Origin of the sequence: Pseudomonas sp. GXZC (genome assembly GCF_026967615.1) — a bacterium.
Taxonomy (GTDB): Bacteria; Pseudomonadota; Gammaproteobacteria; order Pseudomonadales; family Pseudomonadaceae; genus Aquipseudomonas; species Aquipseudomonas azotoformans_A.
Map to the genome: position 1 here is coordinate 3,786,661 of NZ_CP114115.1, position 21,539 is coordinate 3,808,199.

The 21,539-nt window shown below is 59.6% G+C and carries 29 protein-coding genes and 1 tRNA gene; 13 read left to right on the forward strand and 17 right to left on the reverse strand.

The genetic code is table 11. The annotated features are described in order from the left end of the window. Positions 1-29: 29 nt before the first annotated feature. The 4 genes from OZ428_RS17565 to OZ428_RS17580 all read right to left on the reverse strand — a co-directional run bounded on the left by OZ428_RS17565 (position 30) and on the right by OZ428_RS17580 (position 1,846). Positions 30-383, reverse strand: coding sequence for a hypothetical protein (locus OZ428_RS17565; protein ID WP_061437008.1), 354 nt, complete (start codon positions 381-383; stop codon positions 30-32). Positions 384-555: 172 nt separating this feature from the next. Next, positions 556-867, reverse strand: coding sequence for an AzlD domain-containing protein (locus OZ428_RS17570; protein WP_269130680.1), 312 nt, complete (start codon positions 865-867; stop codon positions 556-558). After that, the gene (locus tag OZ428_RS17575) at positions 864-1,559 is read right to left on the reverse strand and encodes an AzlC family ABC transporter permease (protein ID WP_269130681.1); all 696 of its coding nucleotides are present in this window, start codon (positions 1,557-1,559) and stop codon (positions 864-866) included. Before OZ428_RS17575 ends, OZ428_RS17570 begins: the two co-directional genes overlap by 4 nt. A gap of 71 nt (positions 1,560-1,630) precedes the next feature. Then, positions 1,631-1,846, reverse strand: coding sequence for a hypothetical protein (locus tag OZ428_RS17580; RefSeq protein ID WP_005788169.1), 216 nt, complete (start codon positions 1,844-1,846; stop codon positions 1,631-1,633). 177 nt (positions 1,847-2,023) lie between these two features. Here OZ428_RS17580 and OZ428_RS17585 point away from each other — a divergent pair, with 177 nt between their 5' ends. Genes OZ428_RS17585 through OZ428_RS17605 form a run of 5 tightly spaced genes read left to right on the forward strand, consistent with a single transcriptional unit; the run spans position 2,024 to position 5,514 of the window. After that, a complete protein-coding gene (locus OZ428_RS17585; RefSeq protein WP_033902961.1) occupies positions 2,024-2,380 on the forward strand; it encodes a metalloregulator ArsR/SmtB family transcription factor in 357 nt (118 codons plus the stop codon). Between the two features lie 19 nt (positions 2,381-2,399). Then, positions 2,400-3,683 carry an arsenic transporter gene (locus OZ428_RS17590; RefSeq protein ID WP_269130682.1) on the forward strand — a complete coding sequence of 428 codons (1,284 nt, stop codon included), beginning with the start codon at positions 2,400-2,402 and terminating at the stop codon, positions 3,681-3,683. A gap of 2 nt (positions 3,684-3,685) precedes the next feature. Next, positions 3,686-4,156 carry an arsenate reductase ArsC gene (locus OZ428_RS17595; protein ID WP_269130683.1) on the forward strand — a complete coding sequence of 157 codons (471 nt, stop codon included), beginning with the start codon at positions 3,686-3,688 and terminating at the stop codon, positions 4,154-4,156. Between the two features lie 11 nt (positions 4,157-4,167). Further along, positions 4,168-4,854, forward strand: a complete 687-nt coding sequence (arsH, locus tag OZ428_RS17600) for an arsenical resistance protein ArsH (protein ID WP_269130684.1) — start codon at positions 4,168-4,170, stop codon at positions 4,852-4,854. Between the two features lie 48 nt (positions 4,855-4,902). After that, positions 4,903-5,514 (forward strand): LysE family transporter, encoded by a 612-nt coding sequence (locus OZ428_RS17605; RefSeq protein WP_269130685.1) that lies wholly within the window; start codon positions 4,903-4,905, stop codon positions 5,512-5,514. Here OZ428_RS17605 and OZ428_RS17610 read toward each other — a convergent pair whose 3' ends face one another. Together OZ428_RS17610 and OZ428_RS17615 are read right to left on the reverse strand one after the other, a co-directional pair. After that, positions 5,515-6,822 carry an MFS transporter gene (locus OZ428_RS17610; protein WP_269130686.1) on the reverse strand — a complete coding sequence of 436 codons (1,308 nt, stop codon included), beginning with the start codon at positions 6,820-6,822 and terminating at the stop codon, positions 5,515-5,517. A 19-nt stretch (positions 6,823-6,841) separates the two neighbouring features. Continuing rightward, on the reverse strand, positions 6,842-7,108 hold the full coding sequence (locus OZ428_RS17615) for a metal-sensing transcriptional repressor (RefSeq protein WP_068933064.1): 267 nt from the start codon (positions 7,106-7,108) through the stop codon (positions 6,842-6,844). 431 nt (positions 7,109-7,539) lie between these two features. Between OZ428_RS17615 and OZ428_RS17620 the strand changes: the two genes are divergently transcribed. The 4 genes from OZ428_RS17620 to OZ428_RS17635 all read left to right on the forward strand — a co-directional run bounded on the left by OZ428_RS17620 (position 7,540) and on the right by OZ428_RS17635 (position 12,036). Further along, positions 7,540-7,833 (forward strand): hypothetical protein, encoded by a 294-nt coding sequence (locus OZ428_RS17620; protein ID WP_016975784.1) that lies wholly within the window; start codon positions 7,540-7,542, stop codon positions 7,831-7,833. A gap of 235 nt (positions 7,834-8,068) precedes the next feature. Then, complete coding sequence (gene mgtA, locus OZ428_RS17625; RefSeq protein WP_269130687.1) at positions 8,069-10,783, forward strand: magnesium-translocating P-type ATPase; 2,715 nt, start codon at positions 8,069-8,071, stop codon at positions 10,781-10,783. A gap of 65 nt (positions 10,784-10,848) precedes the next feature. Next, positions 10,849-11,196 (forward strand): DUF2493 domain-containing protein, encoded by a 348-nt coding sequence (locus tag OZ428_RS17630; RefSeq protein WP_025999705.1) that lies wholly within the window; start codon positions 10,849-10,851, stop codon positions 11,194-11,196. Positions 11,197-11,214: 18 nt separating this feature from the next. Next, positions 11,215-12,036 carry a hypothetical protein gene (locus OZ428_RS17635; RefSeq protein WP_269130688.1) on the forward strand — a complete coding sequence of 274 codons (822 nt, stop codon included), beginning with the start codon at positions 11,215-11,217 and terminating at the stop codon, positions 12,034-12,036. Here the strand turns inward: OZ428_RS17635 and OZ428_RS17640 are convergent. Beyond that, entirely contained in the window at positions 12,033-12,731 is a 699-nt protein-coding gene (locus tag OZ428_RS17640; RefSeq protein ID WP_269130689.1) for a tellurite resistance TerB family protein, read from the reverse strand. The two genes, OZ428_RS17635 and OZ428_RS17640, sit on opposite strands and share 4 nt — an antisense overlap. Positions 12,732-12,856: 125 nt before the next feature. Between OZ428_RS17640 and OZ428_RS17645 the strand changes: the two genes are divergently transcribed. Continuing rightward, a complete protein-coding gene (locus OZ428_RS17645) occupies positions 12,857-13,384 on the forward strand; it encodes a DinB family protein (protein WP_269130690.1) in 528 nt (175 codons plus the stop codon). Here the strand turns inward: OZ428_RS17645 and OZ428_RS17650 are convergent. Continuing rightward, positions 13,356-13,829: a GFA family protein gene (locus OZ428_RS17650; protein ID WP_269130691.1), complete on the reverse strand. Its 474-nt coding sequence runs from the start codon at positions 13,827-13,829 to the stop codon at positions 13,356-13,358. The genes OZ428_RS17645 and OZ428_RS17650 overlap by 29 nt on opposite strands. Before the next feature lie 195 nt (positions 13,830-14,024). Here OZ428_RS17650 and OZ428_RS17655 point away from each other — a divergent pair, with 195 nt between their 5' ends. Then, on the forward strand, positions 14,025-14,306 hold the full coding sequence (locus tag OZ428_RS17655; protein ID WP_028616250.1) for a hypothetical protein: 282 nt from the start codon (positions 14,025-14,027) through the stop codon (positions 14,304-14,306). Here OZ428_RS17655 and OZ428_RS17660 read toward each other — a convergent pair whose 3' ends face one another. From OZ428_RS17660 to OZ428_RS17670, 3 genes are all read right to left on the reverse strand, one after another. Beyond that, positions 14,307-14,954 (reverse strand): DsbA family oxidoreductase, encoded by a 648-nt coding sequence (locus OZ428_RS17660; RefSeq protein WP_269130692.1) that lies wholly within the window; start codon positions 14,952-14,954, stop codon positions 14,307-14,309. It abuts the gene before it with no gap. A gap of 172 nt (positions 14,955-15,126) precedes the next feature. Beyond that, the gene (locus OZ428_RS17665; RefSeq protein WP_269130693.1) at positions 15,127-15,495 is read right to left on the reverse strand and encodes a hypothetical protein; all 369 of its coding nucleotides are present in this window, start codon (positions 15,493-15,495) and stop codon (positions 15,127-15,129) included. A 299-nt stretch (positions 15,496-15,794) separates the two neighbouring features. After that, positions 15,795-15,881, reverse strand: a tRNA-Leu gene (locus tag OZ428_RS17670). A 214-nt stretch (positions 15,882-16,095) separates the two neighbouring features. On the opposite strand from OZ428_RS17670, the gene OZ428_RS17675 reads away from it, so the two are divergent. After that, positions 16,096-16,446, forward strand: coding sequence for a DUF2388 domain-containing protein (locus OZ428_RS17675; RefSeq protein ID WP_269130694.1), 351 nt, complete (start codon positions 16,096-16,098; stop codon positions 16,444-16,446). Positions 16,447-16,463: 17 nt separating this feature from the next. On the opposite strand, the gene OZ428_RS17680 is transcribed toward OZ428_RS17675, so the two are convergent. Then, positions 16,464-16,793: a hypothetical protein gene (locus OZ428_RS17680; RefSeq protein ID WP_269130695.1), complete on the reverse strand. Its 330-nt coding sequence runs from the start codon at positions 16,791-16,793 to the stop codon at positions 16,464-16,466. A gap of 77 nt (positions 16,794-16,870) precedes the next feature. Between OZ428_RS17680 and OZ428_RS17685 the strand changes: the two genes are divergently transcribed. Further along, the gene (locus OZ428_RS17685; RefSeq protein WP_269130696.1) at positions 16,871-17,476 is read left to right on the forward strand and encodes a cysteine hydrolase; all 606 of its coding nucleotides are present in this window, start codon (positions 16,871-16,873) and stop codon (positions 17,474-17,476) included. Between the two features lie 39 nt (positions 17,477-17,515). Here the strand turns inward: OZ428_RS17685 and OZ428_RS17690 are convergent, their stop codons facing one another. The 5 genes from OZ428_RS17690 to pstC all read right to left on the reverse strand — a co-directional run bounded on the left by OZ428_RS17690 (position 17,516) and on the right by pstC (position 21,531). Then, positions 17,516-18,109 carry a hypothetical protein gene (locus OZ428_RS17690; RefSeq protein WP_269134195.1) on the reverse strand — a complete coding sequence of 198 codons (594 nt, stop codon included), beginning with the start codon at positions 18,107-18,109 and terminating at the stop codon, positions 17,516-17,518. Continuing rightward, the gene (locus OZ428_RS17695) at positions 18,109-18,807 is read right to left on the reverse strand and encodes a hypothetical protein (protein ID WP_033902989.1); all 699 of its coding nucleotides are present in this window, start codon (positions 18,805-18,807) and stop codon (positions 18,109-18,111) included. Before OZ428_RS17695 ends, OZ428_RS17690 begins: the two co-directional genes overlap by 1 nt. 27 nt (positions 18,808-18,834) lie before the next feature. Next, positions 18,835-19,596 carry a phosphate ABC transporter ATP-binding protein PstB gene (gene pstB, locus OZ428_RS17700; RefSeq protein ID WP_033902990.1) on the reverse strand — a complete coding sequence of 254 codons (762 nt, stop codon included), beginning with the start codon at positions 19,594-19,596 and terminating at the stop codon, positions 18,835-18,837. Between the two features lie 76 nt (positions 19,597-19,672). Next, entirely contained in the window at positions 19,673-20,566 is an 894-nt protein-coding gene (gene pstA / locus OZ428_RS17705) for a phosphate ABC transporter permease PstA (protein ID WP_033902991.1), read from the reverse strand. Further along, the gene (pstC, locus tag OZ428_RS17710; protein ID WP_016978032.1) at positions 20,566-21,531 is read right to left on the reverse strand and encodes a phosphate ABC transporter permease subunit PstC; all 966 of its coding nucleotides are present in this window, start codon (positions 21,529-21,531) and stop codon (positions 20,566-20,568) included. Before pstC ends, pstA begins: the two co-directional genes overlap by 1 nt. Between the last annotated feature and the right edge of the window lie 8 nt (positions 21,532-21,539).

Below are 21,539 nucleotides of genomic sequence, written 5' to 3' on the forward strand. Positions count from 1 at the left end.
GCATTTCCTAAATCGACTAAGGCAATGGATTACAGGCAGGTCGCGAGTGCAGCCAAACGACGCTTGGCGGGCATATTGTCTTCTGCGGCGTAGTACTTGATGGAGGAGCCGGCACCCGCGCTTTGCACGTCGACGAAGTAATCGCCAGCGGTGGTGTAGACGGTGTAGCCGCCCGCCGCGATCGGTTCCTTGAAGCCGCCGGCATCAACGCCGAACACGCTTTCGTCCTGCCAGCCGAACTGCACGCATTCGGCAACAACCAGGGTGGCCTTGTCCGAAGCCAGGGTCTTGTAGGGCGTGCCTGCGCGCGCTTCTTTCATCTTCGAGCCCGCGCAACCGGCCAGGGCCGCCAATACCAGTGCGCCAATTACCACCTTGTGCATGCCATTGCTCCGTTGGAAAAAAACGCGACTGTACCATTGCCACAGGCTCTACTGACGGCTGTATGAACTTTGTTTCACTGTAAAGAGAGCAGGCGCCGCCTATAGTGGCGACGCTCATTTTTAGAAGTCTCCCTTCGGCCCGCTCTCCCGCGGGCTTTTTTTCGCCTGGGTTTTAGAGCAACCAGCGGAACAGATAAAACAACGCCATGCTCAGCAACACCGTGACCAGCACATTTCGCGTCCAGAACATCAACGCCACTGCGCTGATACCCGCCAACAGGTAGGGGTTGGCCGGATTGAGATTCAGATGATGGTCCGCCAGGAAAATGATCGGCCCGCAAATCGCCGTGAGCATGCCGGGCACGGCAAACCCAAGAAACTCCCGCGCGCCACGGTTGAGGCGCACCGGCAGGCGCGGCTCGATAAACAGGTAACGGTTGAGAAAGACCGCCAGGCCCATTATCACAATCATCAGGAAGATCATGGCTGCCCTACTCCCAATCGCTTGCAGGCGTAACCCGCGCTCATGCCCAACAGGCCGGACACCACCACCGCCGATTCCCAGTGCAGGAAGCTCAACCACACCGAAAACAGCAGTGAAACCGCCACGCAGACCACCGTGGGAATATCCCGCACCACCGGCGTGATCAACGCGATGAAGGTGGCGGCAATGGAAAACTCCAGCCCCAGTTGATCAAGGCCGGGGATGCTTTTGCCGAGCACAATGCCCGCCAGGGTGAACAGGTTCCAGGCGATGTAGAACGTCAGCCCGACGCCCAGCGCATACCAACGGTTAAAGGTCTCGCGGTCGTAGTGGTTGACCAGTGCGAAGAATTCGTCAGTCAACAGAAAGCCCAGGCTGATACGCCAGCGGGTCTTGAGGGGAGAAAGGATTGGCCGCAGGTGCATGCCATACAGCAGATGCTGGGAGGTCAGCAGCAAGGTGGTCAGCACGATGGAAATCAGGCTGGCGCCACTCTTGACCATCCCAATGGCAACCAGTTGCGCCGCACCGGCAAACACGATGGCGGATAAGCCCTGGGCTTCCAACGGGCTGAATTGCGCATCGATGGCCATGGAACCGGCCAGCAGGCCCCAAGGCGCGCAGGCCAGGGACAAGGGAATAACGGCAATGGCGCCACGAGCGAAGGCGTAATGAGGTAAGGCAGTAGGCATGGAAACGGCTCATCGACAGACAGTCGACAAGCATGCCAGCGCAACAACGAGCTTGTCTTGAACGATCTTGCTCAGGCGAGCCTGACCGACACCTGCTCCACCGAATCACGCGCTTCGCGCAACTCATAGGCATCCTGGTTGAGCCTGTGAATGGTATTGAGCAGACGCTGGCGCAGCACTTCATCGCCGAGTTTTTCGACGGCGCGCATCAGGTCGAACGCAGCGGTTTCGTTATTTTCCGCGACGGAATCGAGGGTCTTGCGCAGGTTGCGAGTGGCACGGGTCACGCGGGGTCTTCCTTCATCAGCAATGGGCAGGCACTTTAGGACATTCGTGTTTCATTTTAATTTCAAACACTTGTGGCGGATTTCAAGGCATTTGATCCATATCAATTGAAACAGGGTTTGACGGATACATATGGAAATACGTATATTCGGATAACCATATATACAAAGGCCTTGGCCATGTCGGACTCCCTCTCCCCGCCCACCCTCTTCAAATGCCTGGCCGATGCCACCCGCGCACGCCTGACGTTACTGATCCTGCGTGAAGGCGAACTTTGCGTGTGCGAACTGATCCATGCCTTGGACGACAGCCAGCCGAAAATCTCCCGGCACCTGGCGCAACTGCGCAGTTGCGGGTTGCTGCAGGACCGTCGTCAGGGTCAATGGATCTACTACCGCATCAACCCCGCGTTGCCCGAGTGGGTAACGCAGGTGCTGCACACCACCCTACAAGCCAACCAGCCATGGTTGCACAGCGACGCACAGCGTCTGGATGCAATGGGCGACAGACCACAACGGGCCAGCACCTGCTGCTGAGCCATCGGAGCCTTTATTCATGCTTGTCGCAATTACCATTTTTATCTTCACCATCGTCCTGGTCATCTGGCAACCCAAGGGTTTGGGCGTTGGCTGGAGCGCCACGATGGGCGCGATCCTGGCCCTGGCCTGCGGCGTGATCAGCCTGGCTGACATTCCGGTGGTGTGGCACATCATCTGGAATGCCACGGGGACCTTTGTCGCGCTGATCATCATCAGCCTGTTGCTTGACGAAGCCGGCTTCTTCGCCTGGACCGCACTCCACGTCGCACGCTGGGGACGTGGACGTGGCCGACGCTTGTTTGCCTATATGGTGCTGCTCGGCGCCTTGGTCTCGGCGCTGTTCGCCAACGACGGCGCGGCACTGATCCTCACGCCCATCGTAATGTCGATGCTGCTGGCGCTGCGCTTTTCTCCGGCGGCCACCCTGGCGTTCGTCATGGGCGCAGGTTTTATCGCCGACACGGCGAGCCTGCCGCTGGTGGTGTCGAACCTGGTGAATATCGTCTCGGCGGATTACTTCAAGATCGGCTTCAACGAATACGCCGCCGTGATGGTCCCAGTGAACTTCGTCAGCGTTGCGGCCACGCTGGCGGTGCTGCTGTGGTTCTTCCGCCGTGATATCCCGCAGACCTACGACCCCGCCGACCTCGCAGACCCTGCCAGTGCCATCCACGACCGCGCGACTTTCCGCGCCGGCTGGTGGGTGCTCGGCATCCTGCTGGTAGGCTGCTTTGCCCTGGAACCACTGGGCATTCCGATCAGCGCGATTTCCGCCGTGTGTGCAGTGCTCCTGCTGGTGATCGCCGCCAAGGGCCACAAGATCTCCACGCGTAAAGTGCTCAAAGAAGCACCGTGGCAGATCGTGATCTTTTCCCTCGGCATGTACCTGGTGGTCTACGGTTTGCGTAACGCCGGCCTCACCACCTACCTGGCCACCTGGCTCGACACCTTCGCCACTTACGGCGTGTGGGGCGCGGCCATGGGCACCGGCGTGCTGACGGCACTGCTGTCATCGGTGATGAACAACCTGCCGACGGTGTTGATCGGCGCGCTGTCCATCGAGTCCAGCCATGCCGCGGGCGTGGTCAAGGACGCGATGATCTACGCCAACGTGATCGGCAGCGACCTGGGCCCGAAAATCACCCCTATCGGCAGCCTCGCTACCTTGCTGTGGCTGCACATCCTGGCGCGCAAAGGCATCACCATCACCTGGGGCTACTACTTCAAGGTCGGCATTGTGCTGACCTTGCCGGTGCTGTTGATCACCCTCGCCGCCCTTGCCTTGCGACTGAGTATCTAACGATGAAAGTCCTGTTCATGTGTACCGCCAACAGCTGCCGCAGCATCTTGTCCGAAGCGATGTTCAATCACCTGGCGCCGGAAGGTTTCGAGGCGATCAGCTCCGGCAGCTTTCCCAAGGGCCAGGTCCTGCCGCGCAGCCTGAGCACCTTGCAGGCCGCCGGCATCAGCACCGACGGCTTGTACAGCAAGGGCAACGACGCGTTCGAAGACAGCCCGCCGGACGTGGTGATTACCGTGTGCGACAAGGCGGCCGGCGAAGCGTGCCCGGTGTATTTCGGGCCGGCGGTGAAGGCGCACTGGGGGTTGGAAGACCCTTCGGATGTGCAGGGTGACGACGCGAACGTGCAGGCGGCATTCGACGCCACGCTGAAGACCATTGCCACTCGCTGCCGGGCGTTTTTTATCCTGCCGTTTGCCGAACTCAGCCCAACTGAACTCAAGGCAGAACTCGCTCGAATTGCCGAGCTGTAATCGGAGGCCCCATGACCACCCTGCCCAACCTGGACCTGTCGCTGTTCCCGTCAAACGCGCACGGCGCGGCTCAACCGCCGCGCATCCTGCTGCTCTACGGATCGACCCGGGAGCGCTCGTTCAGCCGCTTGCTGGTGGAAGAAGCCGCGCGCCTGTTGCAGCACTTCGGCGCGCAAACGCGCATCTTCAACCCCAGCGGTTTACCACTGCCGGATGACGCCCCCAGCGATCACCCCAAGGTACAAGAGCTGCTGGAACTGATGCAGTGGTCCGAAGGCCAGGTGTGGTGCTCGCCCGAGCGCCACGGTTCAATGTCAGCGGTGTTCAAGGCACAGCTCGACTGGGTGCCGCTGGCCCTTGGCGCGGTGCGCCCGACCCAAGGTAAAACCCTGGCGGTGATGCAGGTGTCCGGCGGCTCCCAGTCGTTCAACACGGTTAATCAGTTGCGCGTGCTGGGGCGCTGGATGCGCATGTTCACCATCCCCAATCAGTCCTCGGTGCCCAAGGCCTTCATGGAGTTCGACGATCAGGACCGCATGAAGCCTTCTGCCTTGTACGACCGCGTGGTCGATGTAATGGAGGAACTGGTGAAGTTCACCTTGCTACTACGCGAACGCCCGGACCTGGTGGACCGCTATTCGGAGCGCAAGGAAAGCGCCGACGAACTCTCGCAGCGCGTCAATCAACGGTCGATTTGAGCCCGTCTGCCAGCGTATGCTCACGCACTTTCCTGAAAGGACGCGGGCATGCTGACCATCTTCTTTTATGCACTGGTATTCGGTTTTGTGTTCTGCCTCTCGCCCGGCGCGGTGCTGGCGGAAACCCTGCGCCGTGGCTTGCTGCATGGTTTCACACCGGCCCTGCTGGTGCAGTTTGGCTCACTGGTGGGCGACGCGGTGTGGGCAGTGATCGGCCTGACCGGCATCGCTTTGCTGATCCAACATGATGCCGTGCGCGTGCCGCTGACGGTGGTCTGTGCGGTGTACCTGGCCTGGCTCGGCATTCGCAGCCTGATCGACGCCTGGCACCTGCCGCAGTCAGATGACGCACCGGCCAGCACTCGACAAAATGCACTGGCCACCGGAGCAGCGATCTCCCTGGCCAACCCGAAGAACATTGTCTACTGGGGCGCGCTGGGCAGCGCGTTGTCGGGCATCGTCGGCACCACGCCCAGCCACGGGCAGACGCTAATGTTCTTTGCCGGCTTCATGCTCGCGTCGGTGTTGTCGTGCTTTCTGCTCGCGGGGCTGGTCAACCTGTTGCGCCAGAACGCCTCGCCCACCTGGCAGCGCATCAGTTATGCCGCCTGTGGGCTGGTGCTGATCTATCTGGCGATATTGGCCGCGCAAGGCATTTGATCAAGCCGGCCAGCGACGGTGCAGGTCATCGATGACATAGGCATGCCCGTGCACTCCCGCCTTAGGGTGCGCCAAATGCGGATGGCCGGCGGGCAGCTCAGGGTGTTCATGGACCACGGCGGGTTGCTCATGGTCTGGCCGCCAGAGGCTGGCGCAGGCGATCAGTGCCAAGGTCGCCACAAACGCCAGGCTGGCAAATGTCTGCGACATGCCGAAGTTGGCACTGAGCCAACCGGCCAACGGGTAAGTCAGCAGCCAGCAGATATGCGACAACGCAAATTGCGCGGCAAACAACGCCGGCCGGTCTTCGGCATGGGCGGAGCGACGCAACAGGCGTCCGCCCGGGGTCTGCACCAGGGAATAACCCAGGCCCAGTACCCACCAGAGCAACAGCATTTGCCGGTAATCCGACAAGTAGACACCCACGCTGAGCCCCATGATCAGCACGCCGCCGCCTGAAATCATCGCGGTGCGATCACTGAGCCGCGCCAGCACCCTCGGCAACACCAGCGCCGCCATTATCGAACCCGCCCCAAACGCGGCCAGTGCAAACGCCGTAAAGCGTTGCGGCAAGCCAAACCCCGATTGCACCAGCACCACACTGTTGACGATGACCATCGCACTCGCGGCCGCCACCGCCAGGTTGAGCGCGAGCAAACCGCGCAGCCGCGGAGTCGCCAGGAAAATCCGCAGGCCACGGGTGGTGCGATCATAAATACCCCGCCGCACCGCCGCCCTGGCCTGTGGCAAAAGCACCGAAGACACCAGCAGCGCCGAGATCAAAAAGCCCACTGACGTCCCGGCAAACAAGCTGTGGAAACTGATGATGCTCAGTAACATCGCCGCGAGTATCGGGCTGATCATGCTTTCCATGTCGTACGCCAGGCGCGCGAGGGACAGCGCCTTGGTGTACTGCGCCTCGTCGGGGAGGATCTCGGGAATGGTCGCTTGAAAAGTCGGCGTAAAGGCCGCCGAGGCTGACTGCAGGACAAAAATCAGCAGATAGATCTGCCAGACCTCCGTGACAAACGGCAACGCCAGGGCGACCAGCGCGCGGATCAGGTCCAGGCTCACCAGCATCGCCCGACGCGGTAGCCGTTCGGCAAACGCCGCCGCGACCGGCGCCACGCCGATATAGGCCGCCATCTTGATCGCCAGCGCCGTGCCCAGCACGGTGCCGGCCTGGTCACCTGCCAGGTCGAACGCCAACAGCCCGAGGGCCACTGTCGTCAAGCCGGTGCCAATCAACGCAATAATCTGGGCGAAGAACAGGCGCCGGTACGTCTTGTTGCTGAGCACATCGAACATGGGAATCTCCCCTCGTGGCCTACAGGTATTTGGTCAGTTGCTTGAGTTCAGCCAACGAGGCCTGGCCATCAAGGGTCACGCTGCCTTCCAGGCAATGATCGATGTGATCCTGGATCAGCGTGCGCTTGGCCTGGCAGATGGCTTTCTCCACCGCGTGCAATTGTTGGGCGATATCCACACAGGGGCGTTGGGCCTCGATCATGCTGGTGATGCTGCGCAAATGACCTTCGGCACGCTTGAGGCGTTTGACGATAGCTTCGTGGGTTTGGTGGGCATGTTCGCTCATTGAGAGGCTCCTTCTTCGGCGCACTGATCGTATCCCCCCCAGGGGGATACAGGCAAGCCCGCTCATCTCCTTCGCGGAGAATAGATACCCTCACACTCGAAACTCTGAGTAAGTGTAAGTACCGAAAGAACTGAAACAGGCCTTCTGTCTGAACAAACTCTGAACTTGTAATGAATTAATACATTAAGCGTTGACATCCTGCGGCGTCGTGAGTAGATTGCCCGTGCCTGCAACTGGGGCCTTTTTTAAACCTCACAAAAGAAGCCAATGGACACAGTATCTAGTCGCTGTCCGAGCACCGCTTACGCGGGCATCGGGCGCCAAACCCAGAATATGACAGGACTCGCCTCCCCGGTCCGGTAAGCTGCGCTAGAGCTCGATGCTCCACCGTAACTGCCTCGCCGGTCGCCTGTCCGGTCCCGAGGTGTGTTATGACCTTCCAAGCCCTTGTTTTGCCTGATGTACGCACACTAGCGGCCGCCCTGCGCGCCAAACTGTGCCGCGAGCCCGTAGGCTTTTCCCCTACCCGCTCAGCGTTTGCTGCACCCTCCCCTCAAGTGCGCCCGGCCTACCCGCTGGCGCATTGGCGTATCTGCCCGGAAAGCGGCCAACTGGTGCAGCACTGGGATCACGCCGACCCTCAAGACCCGCAGAGACCCAAGGTTTCCAGCCTGGCACAGGCCAGCTTGATGCTCGGTCTTTATGTGAGCGCTCGCGCCGCCTGACCCGGCTGGAAACAGCAACTTCCTGATCCATGTTCTGGAGTTCTTTATGAATACGTCCAGTAGTAGCCCGCTGCGCGCTAGTTAACTAACGCGCTGTAAGCGGGCGATATAGAAGTTATGTGAATACCTTATTTAAACCGATCGCGAAGTTAGCGACTCGGCATGCTTTCGCTCGCCTGTCTTCAGGTAAGTACCGGGTATGTTTTGTCGAAAATTGGCGACAGGAGTACAGACAATGAGCGCCGTAAAAAACCCGCCTCTGCACAAAAAGAATGGCACCGACGCCGACACCAAACTGTCGATGCGTGCCGCCCGCGAAGCCCACAACGGCCTGTCGGCCACCCTGGCGAACGTACGTGCCACCCAGGACGGCTTGACCGAACTGGACGCCTCCGCTCGCCTGCAACGCGAAGGCTACAACGAAGTCGCCCACGACAAACCGCCTCACGCCATCGTCCAGTTCCTGCACGCACTGAACAACCCGTTCATTTATGTGTTGTTGACCCTGGGCGGCATCAGCCTCTTCACCGACTGCTGGCTGCCGATGCAGGAAGGCGAAGACGCCGATCCGACCAAAGTCATCATCATCATGACCATGGTGCTGCTCAGCAGCCTGCTGCGTTTCTGGCAGGAACACCGTTCGGCCAAATCTGCCGAAGCCCTGAAAGCCATGGTACGCACCACGGCCACCGTGTTGCGCCGTGAGCAAGTCGGTTCGCAACCGACCCTGCGCGAAGTGCCGATGCGCGAACTGGTAGCCGGCGATATCGTGCAGCTGTCGGCCGGCGACATGATCCCGGCGGACATCCGCCTGATCGAATCCCGCGACCTGTTCATCAGCCAGGCGGTGCTCACCGGCGAAGCCTTGCCGGTGGAAAAGTACGACACCCTGGGTAATGTCACGCAGAAATCCGCCGGACCGGTGGTGGCCGACCAGGGCAACCTGCTGGACCTGCCAAACATCTGCTTCATGGGCACTAACGTGGTCAGTGGTCGCGCCAAAGCGGTGGTAGTCGCCACCGGGCCGCGCACCTACTTTGGCTCCCTGGCCAAGGCAATTGTTGGTTCGCGGGTGCAAACCGCGTTCGACCGTGGGGTAAACAGCGTCAGCTGGTTGCTGATCCGTTTCATGCTGGTGATGGTGCCGATTGTGTTCCTGCTCAACGGCTTCTCCAAGGGTGACTGGGGCGATGCCTTCCTGTTTGCCCTGGCGGTGGCCGTCGGCCTCACCCCGGAAATGCTGCCGATGATCGTCAGCGCCAACCTGGCCAAGGGCGCCACTGCCATGGCCAAGCGCAAAGTGGTGGTCAAGCGCCTCAACGCAATCCAGAACTTTGGTTCGATGGACGTACTGTGCACCGACAAGACCGGCACCCTGACCCAGGACAAGATCATCCTCGAACATCACGTCAACGCCTTTGGCCAGCGTGATGATGCGGTGCTGTCCCTGGCCTGGCTCAACAGCCATCACCAGAGCGGCATGAAGAACCTGATGGACCAGGCGGTGGTGGAGTTCTCGGAGCAGAACCCGAAGTTCAAGAAACCGTTCGCCTACAGCAAGGTCGATGAATTGCCATTCGACTTCGTGCGCCGTCGCCTGTCGATCGTGGTCAAGGATGCCGCCGACGACCAATTGCTGGTGTGTAAAGGCGCTGTGGAAGAGATGCTGAGCATTTCCACTCACGTCATGGAGGCCGGCGCCGCCGTGCCGCTGGATGATCGTCGCCGTGAAGAACTGCTGGCGATTGCCAACGACTACAACGAAGACGGGTTCCGTGTGCTGGTGGTCGCCACCCGCCACATTCCTAAATCCATGGCACGTCAGCAGTACACCACTGCCGATGAGCGCAACCTGGTGATCCAGGGCTTCCTGACCTTCCTTGATCCACCGAAGGAAACTGCCGGCCCTGCGATTGCGGCACTGCAACAGATCGGCGTGGCGATCAAGGTACTGACCGGCGACAACGCCGTGGTCACCAGCAAGATCTGCCGCCAGGTCGGTCTCGATCCAGGCCAGCCGCTGCTGGGGGCTGAAATCGAAGCCATGGACGACGCCACGCTGCTGCGCCGTGTGGAAGAACGCACCGTGTTCGCCAAGCTGACACCGCTGCAGAAGTCACGCGTGCTCAAGGCGCTGCAAGCCAACGGCCACACTGTGGGTTTCCTGGGTGATGGGATCAACGATGCACCGGCACTGCGCGACGCCGACGTGGGTATCTCGGTCGACACGGCCACCGATATCGCCAAGGAATCGGCCGACATCATCCTGCTGGAAAAGAGCCTGATGGTGCTGGAAGAAGGCGTGCTCAAGGGCCGCGAAACCTTCGGCAATATCATGAAATACCTGAACATGACCGCCAGCTCCAACTTCGGCAACGTGTTCTCGGTGCTGGTGGCCAGTGCGTTCATTCCGTTCCTGCCGATGCTGTCGATTCACCTGTTGCTGCAGAACCTGATGTACGACATCTCCCAGCTGGCTTTGCCGTGGGACAAGATGGACAAGGAGTACCTGGCCAAGCCGCGTAAGTGGGATGCGAAGAACATCGGCCGGTTCATGATCTGGATCGGGCCGACCTCGTCGATCTTCGACATCACCACCTTTGCGCTGATGTGGTTCGTGTTCGCGGCCAACAGTGTGGAAGTGCAGACCCTGTTCCAGTCCGGCTGGTTCATCGAGGGGCTGCTCTCGCAAACCCTGGTCGTGCACATGCTACGGACCCGTAAGATCCCGTTCTTCCAGAGCACCGCCGCCTGGCCGGTGTTGATGATGACCTGTGTGGTGATCGTGCTGGGGATCTACGTGCCGTTCTCGCCACTGGGCACCCTGGTCGGCCTGCAACCACTGCCACTGGCGTACTTCCCATGGCTGGTGGGCACCCTGCTCAGCTACTGCTGCGTGGCCCAACTGATGAAGACGATCTACATCCGCCGCTTCAAGCAGTGGTACTGATCTCCCCCGCCGTTTAAACGGTGGCGGTCGCCCGGCCGCCACCGTGCAACACAAGGAATAACCTTATGCGCGTCTTGATCTGTGCAGGTCGTCATTACGCCGACACCAAAATGTCCCGCCAAGTGCTGGACGCTTACCACCGCCTGCGCCCGGTGCAGGTATTGATCCACGGCGGCAACCAATTCCTCGGCAGCGACGTCGAGGAGTGGGCACGGGAACTGGGCATCGACGTGGTGCGCTACCCGCCCAACTGGCAACGCCACGGCAAGCAGGCGGAACGCCAGCGCAACCATTTCATGCTGACCGACAGCCGCCCAGATGTAGTCATCGCCCTGCCCGGCGGGGACGACACCTCTGAGCTGGTCTGCCAGGCCAAAGCCAGCGGCATTTCGGTGCTGACCGTAGAAAGCTGAATTCATGCGAGGTGCATCATGCACAAAAAACACACCCCTCAACGCCAGGACGGGTTCGCCAAATACCGTGCGCGTCACTACCGAGGTGCGCGTCATACTCTATTGCTGCTGCCACCGGCCAAGCGTCGCGCGTTGCAACGTAACCTGATCTTTATCGGGCTGACCCTGGGCATCCTGTTGGCGATTGCCTTGCTGTCCAAGGCCAATGCGGCCGGTGGTTCGTACGTGGTCGATGACGGCGCGATCAATGCGCCGGGCGAATGCAATGTGGACGCCTGGCACACCGCCAACCGCCACGATGGCAGCACTCACACTGAAACGCTGTCGCCTGCCTGCACCTTCGCCGCGCTGCCTTCGGTGCAATGGGGCGCAGCCCTGTCCCGCGCTACCAGCGCAGACAAGGGCGAAACCCAAGTGAACCCACAGCTCAAGGCGCAAGTATGGTCGCGGGAAGATCTGGGGCTGGAAATGGCCGTGTCAGCCGGTGCGCACTTTGCACACGGTCGTCGGCACGGCTTTGATGGCACCGACTTCAATATCCCGTTGACATGGCAGCCACTGGAGCCACTGCGCATGAGCGTGAATGCCGGTTGGTCCCACATCTACAACGACGGCGACCAAAAACACCGCCTGACCTGGGGCACCGGCCTTGAGTACCAAGTGGCACACTCACTGACGCTGGTCGCCGAGCGTTACGGCCAGGATGGCGGCGATCAGGCATGGCAGGCCGGGCCGAGGCTTCATTTCGGCGAGTTTGTCGACGTGGACCTGGTGGTCGGGCGCAGCCTGATCGGTGAGCGCGCGCAATGGCTCACCACCGGTGCCACGCTGCGATTCTAGGCCTTGGCTTGTTGTTCCAGGTGCAGTTGCAATTGCGGGTCGATGTGCAACTGCCCCGCCAGGTCATCCAGGTAATTACGTTCGGCGTCCTGCTGATCGTCCACCAACATCACACTGGCCAGGTATACCTCGGCCGCCATGGCCGGATCACTGGCGAACTCGGCGAAATCCGCGGCATCCAGGGGCTTGGCGACTTCGGCGTCGAGCCACTGTTGCAGTTGCGGGTCGTCGGTATGGCGGCCCAACTCACTGGAAATCAGCTCCTTTTCTTTGTCATCAATGCGGCCATCGGCTTTCGCGGCGGCAATCAAGGCACGCAGTACCGCATGGCTGTGGGCTTCGGCTGCGGGGCCGTCGAGCTGGTCTACTGTCTGGAAGGCTTGCTGCGGCGCAGTGGCCTGCTCGCGTTGCCAGGCTTGGTAGGCCTGGAATGCCGCCATACCGAGTGAGGCCAACGCAGCGTAGTTCATCCCGCCGGAACGCCCTTGAGCGGGACGAGTGCCCGTGGCGCCACCCAACATGCCACCCAGCCCTCCCAATAAACCACCCAGACCGCCACCGGCTGATGCATTGCCTGTGCCGGTGCCCTTCAGTAACCCACCCAGCAGTCCACCCAGTCCGCCCAGTCCGCCGGATGACGCACTGCCGCCTTGCCCGGCGCGCAGGAGTTGTTCGAGTAAATCGCTGGTGTTCATGGTGTCACCCTCCGAGGGCGCAGTGTTGGCGTCTATCAACCATAGCCCGGCCTTGCCGGAACACCATGACCGCCGGGCGGTCCCGGCCTATCATGACGCTATCGCGACTTCGAGAGAAAACCCAAGTGAACCGGACTGAGCACATCGCACTGATGGCGAATTACAACCAGTGGATGAACCGCAAGCTCTATGACGCTGCCCTGACATTGACGGACGCGGAATTGGCGATGGACCGACAGGCGTTTTTCGGCTCGATCCTCGGCACCCTGAACCACCTGGTGCTGGGCGATACCGTCTGGCTCAAGCGTTTTGCGCAGCATCCAGCAGGCTTTTCAGCACTGGTTCCGATGCAGGCTGTTGCTACGCCTGCTGATCTCAAGCATCTGGCCTTCGCGGATATACGCCAGCTGGCAGCCCATCGCACCTGGCTGGATCAGTTGATCGTCGACTGGAGCCACACTGTGCAGGAGACCGATCTGGACCATCGCCTGCATTACAGCAACATGCGCGGCGTCACGGCCGATAAGGACTTCTTCAGCTTGCTCGTACACTTCTTCAATCACCAAACCCACCACCGGGGCCAGGCCACGACCTTGCTGACCCAGGCAGGCTTGGATGTGGGCACTACGGACTTGCTGGCGCTGATCGACTGAACTCGGCGTAGGCCTGCATCAAGCGTGGAAATTCCTGAGGCTCGGGCAGCTGCGCAAAGCTTTCCACCGCCGGAGTGGAGGCCCAAGGCAGCTTCTCGCGAGTCCAGGTCTCCATGAAAGGCACGTAACCGCTGGCGTTATCCAGCAAGGCGGCGCGCACGTTGACGAACTCATCGATGCCGTGGGGCCGGGTGAACAGCCAGCTCATGCAATGGGGGCAGAAATAGTGGCGATCCACGCCCTGCATACCGCCGATCACCGGGCAGCCCTGGATGACCGTGAAACCGCTGGCGGGAATCAATGCGCTCAGGGAGAACGCACTCGAAGACATCTTCTGGCAGCCGGTGCAATGGCAGGCCATGGTGATCACCGGGGCGGCACTCACGCTGAAGCGCACACGCTCACAACGGCAACTGCCCTCGTATGGCAGGGTCTCGACGCTCATCATTGCTTCCTTATTCTTGATGGGTGGCCTGGCAGGTTAGCTTCAGGTGCCAGGCTTGAACAGGCCCTGGGCGAAAACCGAACGCTGTCTCAGCGTTGGGGTCGTAACCCTAGGTGTCGAGGTTTTACAGCCCCGCCCTCCCCGCGCGCATTGTGAGTCTACCGATGTGCGTACCCCCAAGAAGGAGACGCTGACATGGTCATTCACTTCAAGGTTGCAGGTCACTTGGCCTGTGGCCACCACGGCACCAACCTCCCCTCCAGCACCGAGCTGAACCGGGTCAAATGCCGTACCTGTCGCAATACCGATGCCTATAAAGAGGCGCGCCGCACCCAGCGCAACGCCGCCCGCCGCGCCAATCGAAAAGCCAAGACTCAGACCCACGTTGACTGGCGCAGCGCGTGGACGCAGCGTCTTACCGACTTGCCTGGTTTGCAGCGTTTGCCACGCGGGTTCAGCGGTCAGCCGTTCGTGTAATCACGGCGCAACCGCTACTTGCCTGATGGCTTGTTCGTATTCCTCGACGGACTGTGAGCCAGCCACCAGGTGACGCCCATTCAGCACCATGGCCGGGACAGCGTTGATCCCGCGCCTGCGGTAAAAATCTTCAAGCTCACGGACTTCAACGGCGAACTCCCCACTGTCCAGCACCCCTTGAGCGCGTGCCGTGGAGAGCCCCGCTTCACCGGCAAGACGCACTAAGGTGTCGTGGCTGCTGATATTCTCCCCATCACTGAAATGCGCCTTGAACAGAATGTGCTTCAGTGCAACTTGGCGACCCTGCGCCACCGACCAATACAACAGACGGTGGGCGTCAAAGGAGTTGTAGAAGTGCGTACGCTTCGCCAAGTCGAACGTGAAGCCCAAGGCGTTACCGCGGTCGATCACCATGACATTACGCGCGGCGACTTCGGCCAAGGTGCGGCCATATTTACGCATCATGTGTTCGACAGCGTTTTCGCCCTCAGGCGGCATGTCCGGGTTCAGCTCGAAGGGTTTGAAGGTCAGCTCCACGGCAACTTCGCCCGCCAGGTTCGCGATGGCCTGTTGCAGCGCTACAGCGCCGAGCGCACACCAAGGGCACATCACATCCGACACGAAGTCGATGCTGACAGGGCGAGTCACGATAGGGACTCCAACAGGTTATTGCGCCATTCGATGGTATTGAACAAGGGCATCAGTAATTCTCCAATTCGCGCCCTGCCGGGATGACAGAGCGGCGAATGGGAAGAACTCTAGGAGGTTGTACCGGATGAATAAATACAGGGGCAGGCACTTCATTTGTACTTCAGTGTAATCAGTTTGCCGATTGCTTAAAGGCCACGCTGCGATTGGTTAATATGCTTTCCAAATTGGCGGGCTCTACACTCACATGGGTTTTGCGCCTGATCTCTTCCAACCCCAGCTCTATCCGATAGTTGCAAAGATGATCAAAAAGCCTGTCGTGAGTTTCAGAAATCGCCTCCCCTTCATTTTTCGCGAACAGGATGTGAAGTACGGCCATCAAGGGGAGTGACAGGCACTCATCTGAATCATTTTCGAAAAAATCCTCCATCTGCGCGGATAACACCTCCAGCCACTGGTCGCTCAAGTTACAAGGCAGGGTCGACTCCGGCCCGTTTTGCATGACCTCTTTAGAGAATGATTTGAGCAGATCTTCACTCATGAGCAGCACCCTCATTTACCTATCTGGAGCCCAAGATTTAACAACTCGGCAGAGGTCATTTGGAAGCAAAGTCAGCGTCTGAAGCGTCCTGATTTCTTGAGTGCTTTTTCGTACAGGCCTCGGCCACTTCTTGAAGTCACCGCTAAGCACCTGTTCAAAAAGACATTGTCGCCGTATCGGCTTGGTCTGCGAGGGGGCAGACGTAATTCCGGGTAAAAAAGCCGGCCACAAAAAAACCTGCACAAGGCAGGTTCTTTGCGGGCTTCAGCGACCTCCTGGGATGTCGTGAAACCAAATGATGGTGCCCGAACCCGGAATCGAACCGGGACGCCCTTACGAGCGGGGGATTTTAAGTCCCATGCGTCTACCAGTTTCGCCATTCGGGCGGCAGCGCGTGTTGCAGGGTTGGGAATATATAGATCCAGTCGCTTTGATGCAAGGTCGAAGGGCGGCTTTCTTACCTCAGGAAGCCGCCAAAAAAGCTTGCTAGATCAGTGAGCTAGGCAAGCATCTGAAGGAAAGCCCGCAAACTCATCCAACGCGATGAGCCCCCTACTCTGTTATCGTGGCGCACTCCCAACGCAATGGATGCACCGCAGAATGGACTCATGGAGAAGAGTGGCAATCGCCGCACTGGCATTGCTCGGCAATCCAGTCGCCGCCGCTGAAAACAACAACCCCTTTCAAGCCGCGCTCATGATCACTTCGGTTGCGCCCTTTGTGCTTGTCTCAGGCGCCACCGCCTTAACCTCTGCCATTCCCGACCTGTTCAAGTCATCCAAAAGTGATGCGCTTGCGTTTATCGGCTCAGAGGGTGAGATCCGTGGCGCGCAGTTTGAGCAGGCGTCGCGCTTCTACCGGTCAAGTTATAGCGCGCCGCTGATGTCTGACATGCAATTGGCCCAGGCCATTGCCACTTTGAATAGCGATTTGGGCGATGTCGGCCGGTGAAACCTGCCTCCCGGTAACTACTCGACGACAGTTTCTGCCGCTGGCGCTGGTTTCTTGAGCGCCAGCGCCGGGTCGGGCACTTCAACCCAGCCCTTCTTCACATATTCAGCGGCGACGATTTTACGGATCAGGAAGCAGTAGATGATGGGCAGCCCGGCAATGGGAATCGCCGCCCAGGGCGGGCTTGCAAAAAAACCCAGCCCTAATGCCGCAGCCCAGATCAGCAAATGACGCCAAAGGCCTGCGAAGAGCAGGTAGAGCGGGCCGAGAAACAATACAGCCAACACCTGGAACGCATCGACTTCTTCGACCTGGTCACTCTCTGGATGTTTGAAATAGCGGGTCATTGCACTGTCCTTGTGGGGGTTAATTCAGTGAATATACTCTGAAGGATCAATCCAGTGACACCTCTCGGAGCCTCATCATGAATCCAAACGCCACCGCTCTTGTCCTGATCGAGTTCCAGAACGATTTCACCACCGCCGGTGGCGTGTTTCATGACGCCGTCAAAGACGTCATGCACCAATCCGACATGCTGCCCAATACCGCAACGACCGTGCAACAGGCACGCGCGCTGGGCGTGAAGATCATTCACCTGCCGATCCAGTTTGCTGAGGGCTACCCGGAACTGACGACGCGTGATTATGGAATCTTGAAGGGCGTTGCCGACGGCGCTGCTTTTCTTTCCGGCAGCTGGGGCGCCGAGATTACCGAGGCCATCAGCCGTGAAACCGGCGATATCCTCGTGGAAGGCAAGCGCGGACTGGATGGCTTTGCCACCACCGGCCTGGACCTGGTACTGCGCAATAACGGCATTCAGAACCTGGTAGTGGCGGGATTTCTGACCAACTGCTGCGTCGAAGGCACCGTTCGATCAGGTTACGAGAAGGGTTATAACGTGGTGACGCTTGCCGACTGCACGGCGACGTTCACCGACGAACAGCAAAAAGCGGCTGAAAACTTCACGCTGTCGATGTTTTCGAAGGTGTTGCGGCATACCGAGTTTCTTGGGGCGTTGACCACCCAATAAACAAAAGGGGCGACTGATCAATCAGTCGCCCCTTTTGTTTCATCCGTTCAACGTCAACCCTGGATAAGTCCGAACGGGCAGCTTGTGCCGCTGCGGTTGTTGCCGCGCCAGTTGTACCTGAACCTGTGCCACAGCCTCCAGCACACGTTGCGCCCATTGCTCGTCTTCCGGGTCAACCACCACCACGCGAAACCCGTGGTCGAAACCTTCAAGCTGCACGCCTTCGGAATCATCGACATGCAAGTCGATATCGAAAGCCGGTGGGAATTTTGACGGGGTGCTCGTCAGCCCACGGTCGGTCAGGGCCTGGCTATGTCGCACACTGTTGACCACGCCATCGACATGGATGCCATACAGCAACAACCAACGGCGGATGTAGGATGGCGTGCGGCCTGAGGAGGTGTAGACCCAGACGCTGCAGCCCTGGCGACGCAGTTCACGGGTCAGGGAGCGGGTGCCCCTACGCAGCGGTTCACCCAACCAACGGTGCACGCACGCCGGCAAGCGGCTGTGCTCGGTTGCACTGTGGTGCAGCTGACAGGCCAGTGTGTCGTCGATGTCGAACGAAATACGGACTCGCTGACGCTTGATGAACACACGCTTGATCGTGTCGAGCACTGGGTACCTTCCCATCATTGGCCCCCCTGGTGGGCGGGCGCTGGTGTGTCGCTCAGGAAAAACTCGGTTGGATCTGGAGCGTTATCTTCCAGGAACGCTGCGTATTTTTTCTTGATCTTGGGCAATTCGTACAACGCCATTACGCCATGCTTCGCGGAGTTGCGTATCACCGAGGACGGGTTGAAATAGCCCTCGGCGTTGTCCAGCGTCAGCACAAACGGTGGCAACCCCTCACGCATCAGCAGATAGCTGACGATCAGCGACCCACTGCGGTGATTGCCTTCAATGAACAACTGCGGCTTGCTCAGGACCCGCACGTAGACACCGGCTGCTCGCTTCCATACGGATTCGTTATGGTGCTTGCAATACCAGTTATACAAATCCTTGATGCCACCTTCGACATTGTTGAAAAAGTGCACTTCGGTCGCCGCCAGGTGTTGCGCGTATTCCTGCCGGCGCACCGGGTCTTTGCCACAGAGCACCGTGGCATTGATCTCCAGCATCAGGTTCAGTTGCTGGAGGTCGAACAGGTCGACACCGCGCGCAACATAGTCGTCAATCAGGGCATAACCTTCAAGCACATTCTGCAGCACTTCGTCTGTCAGCGGGTCGCGTGGCTCGGTAAAGTCCTGGCTAAGCTGGGCAAAACGGCCCTGTACCTTGCGCAGGGCGCGTTCAATCGCGGCCAGATCAAGACGACGTGTTGCAGTCATTGGCAATCCTGAAAAACGATGCATGGGTCAGCTGAATTTGCCGCTGATGTAGTCCCCGGTCATTTGCTCACGCGGGTTTTCGAAGATCTGCGCGGTGGCGCCCATTTCCACCAGATAACCGGTGCGGGTGCCCTGGGAGATATCTACCGAGAAAAACGCGGTGGTATCGGCCACACGGATCGCCTGCTGCATGTTGTGGGTGACCAGCGCGATGGTGTAATCCTTTTTCAACTCGACCATCAGCTCTTCGACACGACGGGTGGCGATGGGGTCGAGCGCCGAGCAAGGTTCGTCCAACAACAGCACTTCCGGCTCGGTGGCAATGGCGCGGGCGATACACAGACGTTGTTGCTGACCGCCGGAGAGCGACAGGCCGCTGACCTTGAGCTTGTCCTTGACCTCATCCCACAACGCGGCGCCTTGCAGGGCGTGCTTGACGCGATCACCCAAGTCGCCTTTGTAGCGATTCAGGCGCAGGCCAAAGGCCACGTTGTCAAAGATGCTCATCGAAAACGGGTTCGGCTGCTGGAACACCATGCCGATGTAACGGCGTACGACGACGGGATCAACGCCCTTGCCGTACACGTCCTGGCCGAGGAAATGCACGTGGCCTTCGAAGCGGAAGCCTTTCACCAGGTCGTTCATGCGGTTGAGGCTACGCAGCACAGTCGATTTGCCGCAGCCGGACGGGCCGATGAAGCCGGTAATCTTGTTTTTCTCGATTGGCACATGGCTATCACGCACCGCCATGAAGTTGCCGTAAAAAATCTTGTCCAGCTTGCAGTCCATGACCACAGGCGCCTGGGTGACAAACGGAGCGGCTTTTTGCGCAGTTGAGACGTTCAAAATTCAGGTGCTCCCGTTCTTAGTACTTGGGCTTGCCGAAAATACGGCTCACGATATTCACGACCAGCACGATCATTACCAGCACCAACGAGGCCGCCCAGGCGAGCTCAAGCTGGTTGTCGAAAGGCATGCCGGAGAAGTTGTAAATCAACACGGCCAGGGACGCCGTCGGATTCATGACCGCCAGGCTGCCGTCGTGGTAGATCCAGTAGTTACTGAACAGCGCGGTGAACAACAGCGGTGCGGTTTCGCCGGCAGCACGTGCGACTGCGAGCATCACGCCGGTCAGGATCGCGGGCATGCCGGTAGGCAAGACGATTTTCCAGATCACCTGCGAACGGGTGCAGCCCATGCCGTAGGCCGCGTCCTTCATGATCTTGGGCACCATCTTCATCGACTCTTCAGCCGTCAGCACCACGATCGGCAGCATCAGTACGGCCAACGCCACGCCACCTGCTGGAGCCGAGTAAGTCCCGGTCGTCATCACCACCAGGGCGTAGGCAAACACACCCGCCAGGATCGATGGCAAACCGGTGAGCATCTTGGCGGCAAAGCGCGAAGCGTTGGCCAATTTGCTGTCCGGACCCAGTTCAGCAAGGAAAACCGCAGCCAGGATGCCGACCGGCACGGCGATGGCGGCCGCGATACCGACCATCACGAACGTACCGGCCATGGCGTTACCGAAGCCACCGCCGGTCTCGAAACCGGTGGGCGGCAGTTCAGTGAACACTTCCAGGCTCAGGCGTGCGCCACCGCGGGTGATCAGCATGTAGAGCACGGAAATCAGCGGCACGCTGGCCAACAACGCGCCGAACCACACCAGGGTGGTCAGCACCAGGCTGCGCAAGGCACGGCCTTCGAACCGGCGCTGCAGGCTCGGCATGGCGGTGATGGGCGTAGAGAGATCAGTCATTACTTGGTACCCCGCTGGGCGTAGACCATGATCATCGAACCGATGATGTTCACCAGCAGGGTGATAAACATCAGGACCAGTGCGGCGTACATCAACACTTCGATCTCGTTCGGGCCGGCTTCGGGGAAGTTCAGCGCCAACAAGGCGGCCAGGGTGTTGGCCGGTGCAAACAACGAAAGCGAGATGTTGTTCGCGTTACCCACCAACATGGCCAGGGCCATGGTTTCACCCAAGGCGCGACCCAGGCCGAGTACCAGCGAACCGAAGATGCCGGTCGCGGCAGAGGGCACCATCACTTTGAGAATCGCTTCCCAGTGAGTGGTGCCCATGCCATAGGCGGCTTGCTTGGTTTTCATCGGCACACCGGTGAGGGCGTCCTGAGACACGGCGGCAATGGTTGGCAAAATCATGATTGCCAGCACCAGCGCCGCTGGCAGCAGGCCCGGCCCGCTGAGGGACGTGCCGAAAAACGGAATCCAGCCCAGTTCAGTGTTCAGCCACGCGGTCAGCGGGCGGATGGCCGGAATCACTACATAAATGCCCCAGAGGCCGTAGACCACGCTGGGGATGGCGGCGAGCAATTCAACGATGGTGCGAAACACCGCCGCGAGTTTTGCCGGCAGGAAATCCTGGGTGAGAAAAATCGCCATGCTGACGCCGAAAAAGCCTGCGATCAGCAACGCGATAAGGGCGCTGTAAAGCGTGCCCCAAATAGCTGGCAGAATGCCGTACTTGCCTTGGTTAACGTCCCAGACACTGCCGAACAGCACATCAAAACCGTGCTTTTCCATGCCGGGAAGTGCCTTGCGCCCTACTTCGAAGACCAGCGCGAAAACCAGCGCCAGCACCAGCACTACGCCTATGCGTGCAAGTGCACGGAAGGTGCGGTCAACCAGGAAATCCTTCGTAGAAGGTGGCTGGCACGCAGAATCCGGGTTAACCGGTACGACAAAAGGTGTGTTCATTGGCTATT